The 12,944-nt window shown below is 71.7% G+C and carries 13 protein-coding genes; 9 read left to right on the plus strand and 4 right to left on the minus strand.

What is annotated here, in order from left to right:
• Positions 1–44: 44 nt before the first annotated feature.
• The 7 genes from EER34_RS09255 (at position 45) to EER34_RS09285 (ending at position 7,187) form a co-directional block, all read left to right on the plus strand.
• Entirely contained in the window at positions 45–1,163 is a 1,119-nt protein-coding gene (locus tag EER34_RS09255) for a GuaB3 family IMP dehydrogenase-related protein (protein WP_127474364.1), read from the plus strand.
• An 80-nt stretch (positions 1,164–1,243) separates the two neighbouring features.
• Positions 1,244–2,044, plus strand: a complete 801-nt coding sequence (locus tag EER34_RS09260; protein WP_127474365.1) for an SURF1 family protein — start codon at positions 1,244–1,246, stop codon at positions 2,042–2,044.
• A 10-nt stretch (positions 2,045–2,054) separates the two neighbouring features.
• On the plus strand, positions 2,055–2,555 hold the full coding sequence (locus EER34_RS09265) for a DUF3817 domain-containing protein (RefSeq protein ID WP_127474172.1): 501 nt from the start codon (positions 2,055–2,057) through the stop codon (positions 2,553–2,555).
• Positions 2,552–4,135, plus strand: coding sequence for a glutamine-hydrolyzing GMP synthase (gene guaA, locus EER34_RS09270; protein WP_127474173.1), 1,584 nt, complete (start codon positions 2,552–2,554; stop codon positions 4,133–4,135). Before EER34_RS09265 ends, guaA begins: the two co-directional genes overlap by 4 nt.
• Positions 4,132–5,526, plus strand: coding sequence for a glycosyltransferase (locus EER34_RS09275; protein ID WP_164743514.1), 1,395 nt, complete (start codon positions 4,132–4,134; stop codon positions 5,524–5,526). Before guaA ends, EER34_RS09275 begins: the two co-directional genes overlap by 4 nt.
• Positions 5,527–5,961: 435 nt before the next feature.
• Positions 5,962–6,603 (plus strand): ClpP family protease, encoded by a 642-nt coding sequence (locus tag EER34_RS09280; RefSeq protein ID WP_127474175.1) that lies wholly within the window; start codon positions 5,962–5,964, stop codon positions 6,601–6,603.
• A complete protein-coding gene (locus tag EER34_RS09285; protein WP_127474176.1) occupies positions 6,600–7,187 on the plus strand; it encodes a ClpP family protease in 588 nt (195 codons plus the stop codon). The genes EER34_RS09280 and EER34_RS09285 overlap by 4 nt, the downstream gene beginning before the upstream one ends.
• Before the next feature lie 480 nt (positions 7,188–7,667).
• Here EER34_RS09285 and EER34_RS09290 read toward each other — a convergent pair whose 3' ends face one another.
• Complete coding sequence (locus tag EER34_RS09290; protein WP_127474177.1) at positions 7,668–8,384, minus strand: MBL fold metallo-hydrolase; 717 nt, start codon at positions 8,382–8,384, stop codon at positions 7,668–7,670.
• A gap of 85 nt (positions 8,385–8,469) precedes the next feature.
• Between EER34_RS09290 and EER34_RS09295 the strand changes: the two genes are divergently transcribed.
• Complete coding sequence (locus tag EER34_RS09295; protein ID WP_127474178.1) at positions 8,470–9,003, plus strand: TetR/AcrR family transcriptional regulator; 534 nt, start codon at positions 8,470–8,472, stop codon at positions 9,001–9,003.
• Positions 9,004–9,006: 3 nt separating this feature from the next.
• Here the strand turns inward: EER34_RS09295 and ligD are convergent, their stop codons facing one another.
• The 3 genes from ligD to EER34_RS09310 all read right to left on the minus strand — a co-directional run bounded on the left by ligD (position 9,007) and on the right by EER34_RS09310 (position 11,752).
• Positions 9,007–10,248, minus strand: a complete 1,242-nt coding sequence (gene ligD / locus EER34_RS09300; RefSeq protein ID WP_127474179.1) for a non-homologous end-joining DNA ligase — start codon at positions 10,246–10,248, stop codon at positions 9,007–9,009.
• 131 nt (positions 10,249–10,379) lie between these two features.
• On the minus strand, positions 10,380–10,730 hold the full coding sequence (locus EER34_RS09305; RefSeq protein ID WP_127474180.1) for a helix-turn-helix domain-containing protein: 351 nt from the start codon (positions 10,728–10,730) through the stop codon (positions 10,380–10,382).
• Positions 10,731–10,834: 104 nt separating this feature from the next.
• A complete protein-coding gene (locus EER34_RS09310) occupies positions 10,835–11,752 on the minus strand; it encodes a Bax inhibitor-1/YccA family protein (protein WP_127474366.1) in 918 nt (305 codons plus the stop codon).
• A 152-nt stretch (positions 11,753–11,904) separates the two neighbouring features.
• Here EER34_RS09310 and EER34_RS09315 point away from each other — a divergent pair, with 152 nt between their 5' ends.
• Complete coding sequence (locus tag EER34_RS09315) at positions 11,905–12,915, plus strand: glycerophosphodiester phosphodiesterase family protein (protein WP_127474181.1); 1,011 nt, start codon at positions 11,905–11,907, stop codon at positions 12,913–12,915.
• Positions 12,916–12,944: the final 29 nt, after the last annotated feature.

Raw genomic sequence — 12,944 nt, forward strand, 5'->3', positions numbered from 1 at the left:
GATGGGGTGGTGCAGAGCCGCCCGGGTAGGCTGGAGGAGTGAGCATGGACATCGAACTCGGTCGCGCCAAGCGCGCACGCCGCGCGTACACGTTCGACGACATCGCGGTCGTGCCCTCGCGGCGCACGCGCAACCCCGAAGATGTCTCCACGGCCTGGACGATCGACGCGTTCCAGTTCGACATCCCGGTGCTCGGCGCGCCGATGGACTCGGTGGTCAGCCCGCAGACGGCGATCATGCTGGGTCAGCTGGGCGGCCTCGGCGTGCTCGACCTCGAGGGCCTGTGGACGCGGTACGACGACCCGACGCCGCTCCTCGCCGAGATCGCCGGCCTCGAGAAGGCCGCGGCGACCCGTCGCATGCAGGAGGTCTACTCCGAGCCGATCAAGCCCGAGCTCGTGCGCGAACGACTTGCCGAGATCCGCGCGGCGGGTGTCACCGTCGCCGGCGCGCTCACCCCGCAGCGCACGCAGGAGCTGTACGAGACCGTCGTGGCTGCCGGCGTCGACCTCTTCGTCATCCGCGGCACGACCGTCTCGGCCGAGCACGTGTCGTCGGTCGATCAGCCGCTGAACCTCAAGAAGTTCATCTACGACCTCGACGTCCCCGTCATCGTCGGCGGCGCCGCCACCTACACCGCGGCGCTGCACCTGATGCGCACCGGTGCGGCGGGCGTTCTCGTCGGCTTCGGCGGGGGCGCGGCATCCACCACCCGCGCGACCCTCGGCCTGCACGCGCCGATGGCGACCGCCGTCGCCGACGTCGCCGGCGCCCGCCGCGACTACCTCGACGAGTCGGGCGGACGCTACGTCCACGTCATCGCCGACGGCGGCGTGGGCACCTCGGGCGACATCGTCAAGGCGCTCGCGATGGGCGCCGACGCGGTCATGCTCGGGGTGGCGCTGGCGCGCGCGACGGATGCCCCGGGGCAGGGCTTCCACTGGGGCCCCGAGGCCCACCACTCCAAGCTTCCCCGCGGCCGCCGCGTGAAGGTCGACCAGGTCGCCTCGCTCGAAGAGGTGCTCTACGGCCCCGCGCCCGTCGCAGACGGCACGGCCAACCTGATCGGTGCGCTGCGCAAGTCGATGGCGACGACCGGGTACTCCGACCTCAAGGAGTTCCAGCGGGTCGAGGTCGTCGTGGCGCCCTACAGCGCGGGATGACCTCTGCCGTGACCGATCCCGCCCCGGGCGGAGCGACCCCCGCCGACCCCGAGGTCTTCCCGCCGACGCTGCGCGAGGTCATGCTGCGCCCGCAGTGGATCGGGATGCTGCTGCTCTGCCTCGTCGTCGCGGGCGTGTTCGCCTGGCTCGGCCAGTGGCAGCTCGGGCGCGCGATCGACACCGATCCGCCGCCGGCCGGGGCGACCGAGGAGGTTCGTCCGCTCGAGGATGTCGCCGGACCGGGGGAGTACCTGCCGGAGCCGCTCGTCGGACAGCGGGTGACCACCGAAGGCTTCTGGATGCCCGGTGACTTCGTGATCGTCGAGTCGAGGTACAACGACGACGTCGAGGGCTATTGGGTGACCGGCCAGCTGCGGCTGTCGGGAACCGACGCGCCGACGTCGATCGCGGTGGCGATCGGATGGGCGCCGACTCTCGACGAAGCCCAGGCCGCGGCCGAGCAGCTGGATCGCCGGGCATCGGCCCCGGTGAAGTCCCCTGCGACCGTGACCGGCCGGCTCATCTCCGACGAGGGTCCCGTTCCACCGCCGGATGGCGCCGACCCGCAGACTCTGACCCGCATGTCGCCGGCCGCCCTGCTCGGGCGCTGGCAGGACGTCGACGGGCTGGAGGTGTACCGGCCGTATCTGGCCTCGGAGGCGGCGTCTCCGCCGCTCGCCGACATCGCCTCGCCGGCGCCGGAGGAGGGGGCGGGCGTCAACTGGCTCAACATCTTCTACGCTGCCGAGTGGGCGGTCTTCGCCGGCTTCGCGTTCTACCTCTGGTACCGCCTCGCGCGCGACGCCTGGGAGAAGGAGCTCGAGGACTTCGAGGATGCCGAGGCAACGGGGCCGGACGGCGCCGCGGAATCCCGCGGGTAGACTGGGGGCCATGCCCCGCGCCCCGAAGCTCGCTTCCTTCCCGGCGATCCGCGGAGCCCTGAAGTTCTACCAGATCTGCTCGATCATCACCGGCACGATGCTGCTGCTGCTGGTCGGCGAGATGGTGATGAAGTACGCGTTCCACCTCGAGCTCTTCCTCGGCGGTTCCGGCGGCTTCCTGTGGTGGGCTCCCGTTGTCGAAGGCCCCGACGGCGCGGAGTCGACCGGTGACGGGTTCAACCTGTCGCTCGGCATCCTCGTCGCCCACGGCTGGTTCTACGTCGTCTACCTCGTCTCGTGCTTCCGCGTGTGGAGCCTCATGCGCTGGAACCTGCTGCGCCTGGGCATGCTCGCCGCAGGCGGCATCGTGCCGCTGCTGTCCTTCTTCATGGAGGCGCGCGTCGGCCGCGAGGTCAAGCAGTACCTCACGGAGCGCGAGGACGCCGAGCTGCACTCGCGCGCCGAGCACTCCTCCCTCACCCACGCGATCCCCACGGAGAACAAGCGTTGACCGAGCAGACCGAAACCTCCCAGCGTCCCGTCCTGGTCGTCGACTTCGGTGCGCAGTACGCGCAGCTGATCGCCCGGCGCGTGCGCGAGGCGGGCGTGTACAGCGAGATCGTGCCGCACACCGCATCGGCCGCCGAGATCGCGGAGAAGAACCCGGTCGGCATCATCCTCTCGGGCGGTCCGTCGTCGGTCTACGAGCCGGGCGCCCCCGCCCTCGACACCGGCGTGTTCGACCTCGGGGTTCCGACGCTCGGCATCTGCTACGGCTTCCAGGTGATGGCGCAGGCCCTCGGCGGAGAGGTCGCCAACACCGGCCTGCGCGAGTACGGGGCGACGGATGCCGCGGTCACCGGTGACGGCGGCGTGCTGCTGGGCGGCCAGCCGGTCGACCAGAACGTGTGGATGAGCCACGGCGACCAGGTGTCGCGCGCTCCCGAGGGCTTCGACGTGCTCGCGTCGACATCGGCGACCCCCGTGGCGGCGTTCGGCAGCGACGAGAAGCGCTTCTACGGTGTGCAGTGGCATCCCGAGGTCAAGCACTCCGACCACGGCCAGCAGGTCATCGAGAACTTCCTCCACAAGGCCGCGGGGCTCCCGGCCGACTGGAACAGCGGCAATGTCATCGCCGAGCAGGTCGAGCGCATCCAGGCGCAGATCGGCTCCGGTCGCGTGATCTCCGCCCTCTCCGGCGGCGTCGACTCCGCCGTGTCGACGGCGCTCGTGCACAAAGCCGTCGGCGACCAGCTGACCGCGATCTTCGTCGACCACGGGCTGCTGCGGAAGGGCGAGCGCGAGCAGGTCGAGAACGACTACGTCGCATCGACCGGCGTGCGCCTCATCACGATCGACGCCCGCGAGCAGTTCCTCACCGCGCTCGAGGGCGTCAGCGACCCCGAGCAGAAGCGCAAGATCATCGGCCGCGAGTTCATCCGCTCGTTCGAGGCCGCCGAGCGCGAGCTCGTCGCCGAGGCCGCGGCCGATGGCGAGCCGATCCGCTTCCTCGTGCAGGGCACGCTCTACCCCGACGTCGTCGAGTCCGGCGGCGGCACCGGCACCGCGAACATCAAGTCGCACCACAACGTCGGCGGCCTCCCCGAAGACCTGCAGTTCGAGCTCGTCGAGCCGCTGCGCACGCTCTTCAAGGACGAGGTGCGCGCCATCGGCCGCGAACTGGGCCTCCCCGAGGCGATCGTCGCGCGCCAGCCCTTTCCGGGCCCCGGCCTCGGCATCCGGATCGTCGGTGAGGTCACCGCTGACCGCCTCGAGATTCTGCGTGACGCCGACGCCATCGCGCGGGAAGAGCTGACGAAGGCCGGTCTCGACGGCGAGATCTGGCAGTGCCCGGTGGTGCTGCTCGCCGACGTGCGCTCGGTGGGCGTGCAGGGCGACGGCCGCACCTACGGCCACCCGATCGTGCTGCGCCCCGTCTCGAGCGAAGACGCGATGACCGCCGACTGGACGCGGCTGCCGTACGACGTGCTCGCCCGCATCTCGAACCGCATCACCAATGAGGTGCGCGAGGTCAACCGCGTCGTGCTCGACGTCACGTCGAAGCCGCCGGGGACCATCGAGTGGGAGTGATCGGCGACGCCGACACGACACTGCCCGACGCGGACTACGTCCTGCTCGGCAGTCGGGTCGCGCTCGGGCTCGACGGCGGCTTCGCCGTCGCCGTGCCGCGCCGGCTGCAGCTCCTGGCTGCGGCAGGCGCCGTCGAGCCTCTGCAGCTGAGCGTCGACGGCGCTCCGCCCGACGTGCACGCGGCGCAGCGACAGGAGTTCGTCGACGCCGGACTTCTCGAACGGACGACTTCGGCGCGCAACCTCTTCGACGACGTCGTCGCCGACCCGTCCTGGCTCTGGGCCGCGGCCGAGCCCGCGGGTGCGGAGGCGCCCCCCGGAGAGCGGCGAGAGGTGACGGATGCCGCGGGCCGCCCGCTCCTGTCTCTTCCGGTCTTCCGTGACAACCCCGAGTGGCACCTGACGGACGCTCCCATCATCGTCCACGGGCCCGACGGCGATCGGTGGCTGCGCGGATTCCGTGGGCTGTACGTCGCCTGGCTGACGCACATCGCCGACGAGCGCCGCACGGCATCCGGCGATCCCGGCCGCCTGCTCGTCGTGATCGTCGAATCTCGGCAGGTCGGCGAGACCCTGGTCGGCTGGGCCGATCCTCGGGTCCGGCTCGTGCACACGGTGCACAACTCGCATCTGCCGGCGCCGCACGACGATCCCGACGCCCCCGTCGAAGGCATGTGGCGGCGCTGGCTCGAGACGCTCGACCGCTACGACGCGATCCTGTGGCCCACGCGCGCGCAGCGCGACGACGTCGCCGCGCGCTTCGGCGACCCCGGCACGTTCCACGTCGTGCCGAGCACCATCGATCTCGGCGAAGAGCCGCCGGCTGCGGCATCCCGCGACCCGCGCACCGTCGTCATGGTGAACCGCCTCGCGCCTCAGAAACGCGTCGATCTCGCGATCCGCGCCTGGGCCCTCGTCGTGGCGGCCGTGCCCGACGCGTGCCTCGACGTGTACGGCGACGGGCCGCTGCGCGACGAGCTCGGAGCCCTGATCGAGGAGCTGGGCCTTGCGCATGCGGTGCGGCTGCGCGGCACGACCGACGAGCGCGATGCGGTGTTCGACCGTGCGGCGATGTTCCTTGTGTCCACGGCGTTCGAGGGGCAGGGTCTGGCGATCGCCGAGGCCCTCGCGCGCGGACTTCCGGTGGTGTCGTTCGACGCCCGCTACGGCCCGCGCGAGGCGATCGGCGACGCCGGCGTGCTCGTCGCGCCGGGCGACGTCGACGGTCTTGCCGACGCCGTGATCGGACTGCTCCTCGACGAGGAGCGGCGCGAGCGCCTGTCGGTCGCCGCTCGGGCTGCGGCGGCGGCGTTCGCGCCCGATGCTGTGCTCCCCGCTCTCGTCGCCGCACTGCGCGCCGCGGTCGACACCCCCTCCCGCCGCGCGGGATAGCCCGGTGCCGGCGCGGCGCGGCGCGGCGCGGCGCGGTCGGCGTGGACCGGCGTGGCTCGGCCCGGCGTGCCCGGCCAGGCGTGGCGCGGTCGGCGTGGACCGGCGTGGCTCGGCCCGGCGTGCCCGGCCAGGCGTGGCCCGGCCCGGCGTGGCAGGCCAGGCGTGGACCGGCGCGGCGCGGTCGGCGTGGACCGGCGTGGCCCTGCCCGGCGTGGCTCGGCCCGGCGTGGCCGGCCTGGCCCGGCGCGGCGCGGCGCGACGTGGCCGGCGTGGCCCGGCGTGAAGCGGCGGGGACGTATCGCCGTGTCGGCGCGTGCCGGGCCCCGATCTCCGCGATCCATCCCGCCGCTTTCACCCGGATCCGCTCTGCCGTGGGCGGAGCCGCCGACGGCGGATCCGGGTGCCCCCGCCCTCCGAGGCGCGCAGGCTGAGGGCATGGCAGAAGAAGGCAAGATCCCGATGTTCGGCGCTGACGCCCGACGCGAGCTGTTCCATCAGCGCGTGCTCGTGCTCGACGGTCCGCTCGACGACGACAACGGCACCCTCCTCGCGACGCAGCTGCTCGCGCTCGCGGCGGAGGACGAGGCATCCGACATCTCCCTCTGGATCCACTCGCCCGGCGGCTCGGTGCCGTCGATGCTCGCGATCCGCGACGTGATGCGCCTCATCCCCAACGACATCGCCACGGTGGCGCTCGGCCTCGCATGCAGCGCGGGCCAGTTCCTCCTGTCGGCAGGCACGCCCGGCAAACGCCGCGCGCTTCCGCATGCCCGGATCCTCATGCACCAGGGCTCGGCGGGAATCGGCGGCTCGACGGTCGAGGTCGAGGTGCAGGCCGGCGATCTCCGGCACATGCGCGACACCGTGCTCGGGATCATCGCATCCGACACGGGTCAGCCGCTCGACCGGATCTTCGAGGACTCGCTCCACGACCGCTGGTACACCGCGGCCGAGGCGCTCGACTACGGATTCATCGACGGCATCGTCGACGACTTCGCGCAGGTCGTGCCGCGACGACGGCGGCCGGCCGGTCTCGGTCCGGGTGCGCCCGTCGGGTCCGGGGCGGTGGCGGCGTGACCTCGTACACGATCCCGAACGTCGTGGCGCAGCATCCGCGCGGCGACCGCGTGATGGACGTCTACTCGCACCTGCTCACCGAACGCGTCGTCTACCTCGGGACGGGCATCGACGCCGGGGTCGCGAACGCGCTCATCGCGCAGCTGCTGCACCTCGATGCCGACAACCCCGATCGCGACATCCAGCTCTACATCAACTGCGAGGGCGGAGACCCCGCGGCGATGCTGGCGGTCTACGACACGATGCAGCACGTGCGGCCGGATGTCGCCACCACCGTCGTCGGGCAGGCCATCGGCGTCGGCGCGGTGATGCTGGCAGCCGGCGCCGCGGGCAAGCGCGCCGTGCTGCCCCACGCCCGCGTCGTGCTGCATCAGCCCGCCGGGCAGGGGAGAGGCGCGATCCCCGACCTGATCCTGCAGGCCGATGAGCTCGTGCGCGTGCGCGGGGACGTCGAGGCGATCCTGGCCCGCCACACCGGGAAGGATGCCTCACAGCTGCGAGCCGACACCGATCGCGATCGTGTGTTCACCGCATCGGATGCCGTGGCCTACGGCCTGGCGGACCGGGTGCTCGCCGAGCGCTGAGCGGGATGCCCGGCCCGGCCCAGCCCCGCCCAGCCCCGCCCTGCCCAGCCCGGCTCTGCCCAGCCCAGCCCGGGCCGGCTCGGCGGGCCACAAATCCTCCTGGCCCTGGCGGCCGTGCACAACTCCTCCCGGCCCGGCCCGGCGGGCCACAACTCCTCCCGGCCCGGCCCCGCCCGGCGGGCCACAACTCCTCCCGGCTGGCTCGGCCCGGCCCGGCCACAACTCCTCCCGGCTCGGGCCTGAGGGCGAGGTCGTCGTCGTGAATCCGGGGATCAGCGAGCACAGTGCACCCGAGGAGAGGAGTTCTGGCACGCTCACGTGCGGCGAGGCGCGCGCGCAAGCGCGAGGGGACGCACGCAGGGGGGAGTTGTGGCACGCTCACGCGCGGCGAGGTGCACGCTCACGTGCGGCGCGAGGTGCACGCACGCAGCGGGGCGCACCGAGTTGGGAGGAGTTGTGGCACGCTCGCGCGCGGCGGGGTCAGGTTCGGGCGCCGGCGCGGACGGCCGCCGCGACGTCGGCGGGCGAACCCTGCCACGGCGTCCCGTGGCCGGGCAGCACCCACAGTGCGTCGACGGCGGCGAGCCGGTCGAGCGACTGGAGCGCGAGGTCGGGCTCGTCGGTGAACGGCGCCGGCTGCATGCCGGCGTGACCGGTCAACACGTGGCGCGTCGTGAGGGCGTCGCCGACGAACACCGCCTCGGCGAGCGGGACGTGGACGGCGATGCTGCCGGGGGAGTGGCCCGGAAGGCCGATGACGCGCGGTGCGCCGGGCAGATCGAGCACATCGCCGTCGGCGACCTCGACCACCTCGGTGAGGTACTCCGTGCGGAAGCCCTTCTTGCGGAGCGCGTAGGTGAAGAAGCCAAGGGTGGCGCCGAGGCGCATCGGGCCCATCGGCGTCTTCGGCTTGTCGCCGCCCTTCGCCCGGTCGGCGTCGGCGGCGTGCACATAGACCGGCACGCCGTGGTCGCGTCGCAGCCGCTCCGCGAAGCCGACGTGGTCGCTGTCTCCGTGCGTGAGCACGACGCCGCGGATGTCGTCGACCGATCGATCGATCGACGTGAGCTCCTCGGTGAGGTCGTTCCAGTGCCCGGGGAGGCCGGCGTCGACGACCGTGATGCCGTCGGGCGTCACGACCAGATACGCGGCGACGATGTCGTTGCCGATGCGGTGCAGGTTCGGTCCGAGTCGCATAGGTGCCTCCGAGGAGAGAGTGGTTGTGCTGGCTATGGTACGTAGCTATGATAGCTTATGTCAATAGCCATCGCAGGAGGACGTCATGCCGACACCCGACCGCACGTCGCTCGCCGCCATCGTCGACGCCGGGCGCGATGTGCTCGAACTCGGCGGCGCGGCCAAGGTCACGATGCAGGCCGTCGCCGATCGGGTCGGGGTGCGCGCCCCCTCGCTCTACAAGCGTGTGCGCGACCGCGACGCTCTCCTGCAGCTCGTGGTCGAGGCGACCGTCGACGACCTCGGCGCCCGGCTCGCGGCATCCGATGGCTCGCTCGTCGGGCTCGCCCGCGGCTACCGGTCGTTCGCCCATGATCACCCCGAGGGCTTCCGGCTGATGTACGCGATGTCGGGGAGCGCCGATGCCCTCCGGCGGGCGAGCGAACCGGTGCTGACCGCCGCACGCGACGCGGTCGGCGCGGAGCACGCGCTCGACGCCGCACGCTTGCTGACGGCATGGGCGACCGGCTTCGTCAACATGGAGCTCGCCGGCGCGTTCCAGCTCGGGGGCGACGTCGACGAGGCGTTCGAGTACGGCCTCGAGCGCCTCGAGGTCGCACTGGCGAGTCCGGGGCGCTGACGATCAGCCGGGGGCGGCGCCGGGCCACACCTTTCCGGCCCAGGGGTCGTAGTCGGCGATGAGCTCCTCCTGCGGCGGGCGCTCGCCGTCGGCCACGTGCTGCAGGTTCACCCGCACGCGGTACCACAGCGAGCTCGAACCGCGCATCCCGTCGACGAGCACGTCGGCGGGGTGGAGCTGAGAAACGACGGCGGGATGCTTCGCCTTCCACTCCTCGAGCGCTTCGAGCGCCTCGGGCTTGGTCTTGGTCCGGGCGATCTCGATGAGGGGCATCGTCGACTGACGTCGGCCGTCGGCGCCTCCTGCCCGCGGCGGCTTCTCTGCCGGGCCGAGCTCGGTCGCCAGGGCGAGGAGTCCCTCGAGCGAACCGACGGCGTCGTCGATCCCCCGGTGGGGATCGCCGATCGCGGCGAAGCGCTCGAGCACCGTCGTCACGGTGAACTCCTCGGGGCGTCGCACGGCGACCTCGTCCCAGTCCATCGGGGTCGACACCCGCGCGTCGGGCAGCGGACGGATCGAATAGGCGGATGCCACGGTCCGGTCCTTCGCGTTCTGGTTGAAGTCGACGAACACGCTCTCTCCGCGCTCCTCCTTCCACCAGCGAGCCGTCGCGAGACCGGGTGCCCGGTTCTCGACCTCTCGGGCCAGCGTCTCGGCGGCCAGCCGGAGCTGCTTGTAGTCCCACGACGGCGCGATGCGGACGAGGATGTGGAGGCCCCGCGATCCGCTCGTCTTCGGCCAGCCGACGAGCCCGACGTCGTCGAGCACCTCGCGCGCGACCATCGCGACGTCGACGAGCTGCGACCAGTCGACGCCGGGCATCGGGTCGAGGTCGATCCGCAGCTCGTCGGGGTGGTCGAGGTCTTCGGCGCGGATCGGATGGGGGTTGAGGTCGAGACACCCGAGGTTGACGACCCACGCGAGGCCCGCGGCATCCCGGATCACCGCCTCCTCGGCCGACGTGCCCCGGGCGTACTGCAGGACCGCGGTGTCGATGAAGTCCGGGTGGTTCTCGGGCACGCGCTTCTGGAAGAACGCCTCCTGGTCGATGCCCTTCACGAAGCGCTTGAGCACCATCGGCCTGCCGCCGGCGCCGCGCAGCGCTCCTTCGGCGACGGCGAGGTAGTACCTCACGACGTCGAGCTTGGTGAGCCCCGGGTCGGGGAACACGACCTTGTCGGGGCTCGAGACCCGCACGTCGTGCCCGTCGATCTCGAGGATCTCCTCTTTGCGCGCAGGGCTCACCCGCCCCACGCTAGCGAGCCCCGCCGACGCGGGCCAGGCCACCCTCGCCTCCACCCACCTCGGTTTGTGTGGAGAAGACGACGGTCTAGTACGGCTTGGAGCAGCACGTACTCCACACAAACCGCCCGGGGTCAGGCGGCCAGCGAGTAGGCCGCGCGGACGCCCACGACGGCGCGCTCGGCGGCGTGCGACCGCAGGTCGTCGACCACGGCCGCGGTGAGCTCGACCAGCGTCACCTCGAGCGCGCCCGCGACGGCGGCGATCATCTCGCTCGAAGGCTCCTTGAGCCCGCGCTCGATCTCGGAGAGGTACTGGGGCGAGACGCCGGCGCGTTCGGCGGTGTCGGCGAGGCGCTCGCCCCGCTCGTGGCGCAGCCGGCGCAGCCGGTCGCCGAGCGCATCGCGCCACAGCGGCTCGGGTTCGCGGGGAGAGCGCGGCGCGGGCCGCGCGGCCTTCGTCGGAAGCGGGATGATCTCGGCCATGCGGTCACGATAGAACGCGGATGCCTCGGCGCTCGACCGCTTCCGCTCAGAGCAGAACGGCCGCCCGGAGAACCGGACGGCCGTTCGAGCGCTGAGCGCGGGAGCTAGTTGCTGCCGCGGACGATCGCGATGATTCGCAGGATCTCGATGTAGAGCCAGACGACGGTCACCATGATGCCGAAGCCGCCGAGCCAGCCGTACTGGCGCGGAGCGCCGTTGCGCACACCCTGCTGGATCGAGTCGAAGTCGAGCACGAGCGAGTACGCCGCCATGATCACGACGAGGACGCCGATGATGAGGCCGAGAGGGATGCCCATGAAGGTCTCGCTCAGAAGGCCGAAGGCGTTGGGGGCGACGCCCGTCCACATGAGGACGAGGTTCAGGAGCGAGAAGACCAGGTAGCCGACCATCGCGATCATGAAGATCTTGGTGGCCTTCTTCGACGCGCGGACCTTGCCGCTGGCGAAGAGGGCGAGGGTGACTCCCACGACCGACAGGGTCGCGAGCGTCGCCTGCAGGACGATGCCTTCCCACTGAATCTCGAAGAAGGCCGAAATGCCTCCGACGAAGAGGCCCTCCGCGGCGGCGTACGCGAAGATCAGCGCGGGACGGATCTTCTTGCGCGAGGTGAAGATGACGACGAGCGAGAGGACGAAGCCGACGAGGCCGCCGATGATCCACGGCATGATCGTCGGCATGCCGGTCTCGGCGACGGGCGCCATGGTCCAGATCCATCCGGCGACCGCGCCGACGAGCAGCACCGCGAACAGGCCGACGGTCTTCCACACCGTGTCTTCGACCGACATGCGGTCGGTCTCGATGGCACCGGCAGCCGGGGCGGCGTACATGCCCTCGAGCTGCGCCTGGGCCGCGGCATCCGTTCCGGCGTGCTGCGCGGTCGCGAACTGGGTCTGCGCCGCCGGGGGCGTCAGGCCGGCAGCCTGGCGTCCGCCCGGGTAGGTCTTGACGGCCTTCGGGTCCTGGAAGGCCGGGTTGCTGAACGCGGGGTTGTCGAGGGCCACTGCTCTCACACTCCAAGTCGGGGTTGAACAGCATGTGCTGTTGATCAACGATATCCGACGCCGTGGGTTCCGCGGCAGGCCGCGGCTGGGAGTGGGCTTTGAGCGCCATGGGCCCTCGTCGAACGTTCATGAGGCGCCGGTAGCCTGAGACGATGCCCCGCCGGAATCCGCTCGTGATCGGCCATCGCGGAGCGCCGGGGTACCGGCCCGAGCATTCGCGATCGTCGTACGACCTGGCGCTCGAGCTGGGGGTCGACGCAGTGGAGCCCGACATCGTGGTGTCGGCCGACGGGGTGCTCGTCGTCCGGCACGAGAACGAGATCTCAGGTACCACCGATGTCGCCGACCGCATCGAGTTCAGGGGCCGCCGGACGACGAAGACGGTGGACGGCGCCGAGCTGACGGGCTGGTTCACCGAGGACTTCACGTGGGACGAGCTCTCGACGCTTCGCTGCCGCGAGCGCCTCCCGCACCTGCGCACGACGAGCGCGAGCTTCGACGACGCACAGCCTGTCCTGCGCCTCCGCGACGTGCTCGACCTGGTGCGTGAGGGGTCGCTCGCGCAGGGCCGCGAGATCGGCGTGGTGCTCGAGATCAAGCACGCCACCTACTTCGCCTCGATCGGGTGGGACATCGCCGCCCTCATCGACGCCGAGCTCCACGAGGCCGGATGGGCCGAAGGCCGGCTGCCGCTGACGATCGAATCGTTCGAGTCGACGGTGCTCCATGCGCTGCAGGAACGCGGCATCCCGGCGGCGTACATCTATCTTCTCGAGGCCGCCGGTCGCCCGTTCGACCTTTTCGCGGCGCAGGGCAAGGCGGCTCCGACCTACCGGGCGACCGCGGCGCCGGCCGGGCTCGACGCCCTCGCCGGCCGCGTCGACGGCATCAGCGTCGACAAGCGCATGATCCTCGCCCCCGACAAGCTCGGGCGCCTCACCGGGCCGTCGCGGGTCGTCGCCGACGCGCACGAGCGCGGACTGCGCGTCTACACCTGGACGTGCCGGCCGGAGAACAACTTCCTGATCGGGCAGTTCCGGGGCAAGGGCGGAGCGGCGGCGTTCGGCGACTGGGAGTCGGAGTGGGCGGTGATCCGGGATGCCGGGGTCGACGGCGTCTTCGTCGACCACCCCGATCTCGGCGTGGCGTTCTTCCGATCCTGAGGCGGGGCGGGCGCGGCTGGCTAGGGTGA

Origin of the sequence: Microbacterium sulfonylureivorans (genome assembly GCF_003999995.1) — a bacterium.
Lineage (GTDB): Bacteria > Actinomycetota > Actinomycetes > Actinomycetales > Microbacteriaceae > Microbacterium > Microbacterium sulfonylureivorans.

What these genes read in the sequence shown, in the direction of transcription:
- EER34_RS09255 (WP_127474364.1), top strand. Translation starts at nt 45, where the DNA reads ATGGACATCGAACTCGGTCGCGCCAAGCGCGCACGCCGCGCGTACACG.
- EER34_RS09260 (WP_127474365.1), top strand. Translation starts at nt 1,244, where the DNA reads ATGCTGCGCCCGCAGTGGATCGGGATGCTGCTGCTCTGCCTCGTCGTC.
- EER34_RS09265 (WP_127474172.1), top strand. Translation starts at nt 2,055, where the DNA reads ATGCCCCGCGCCCCGAAGCTCGCTTCCTTCCCGGCGATCCGCGGAGCC.
- EER34_RS09280 (WP_127474175.1), top strand. Translation starts at nt 5,962, where the DNA reads ATGGCAGAAGAAGGCAAGATCCCGATGTTCGGCGCTGACGCCCGACGC.
- EER34_RS09290 (WP_127474177.1), bottom strand. Translation starts at nt 8,384, where the DNA reads ATGCGACTCGGACCGAACCTGCACCGCATCGGCAACGACATCGTCGCC.
- EER34_RS09295 (WP_127474178.1), top strand. Translation starts at nt 8,470, where the DNA reads ATGCCGACACCCGACCGCACGTCGCTCGCCGCCATCGTCGACGCCGGG.
- EER34_RS09305 (WP_127474180.1), bottom strand. Translation starts at nt 10,730, where the DNA reads ATGGCCGAGATCATCCCGCTTCCGACGAAGGCCGCGCGGCCCGCGCCG.
- EER34_RS09315 (WP_127474181.1), top strand. Translation starts at nt 11,905, where the DNA reads ATGCCCCGCCGGAATCCGCTCGTGATCGGCCATCGCGGAGCGCCGGGG.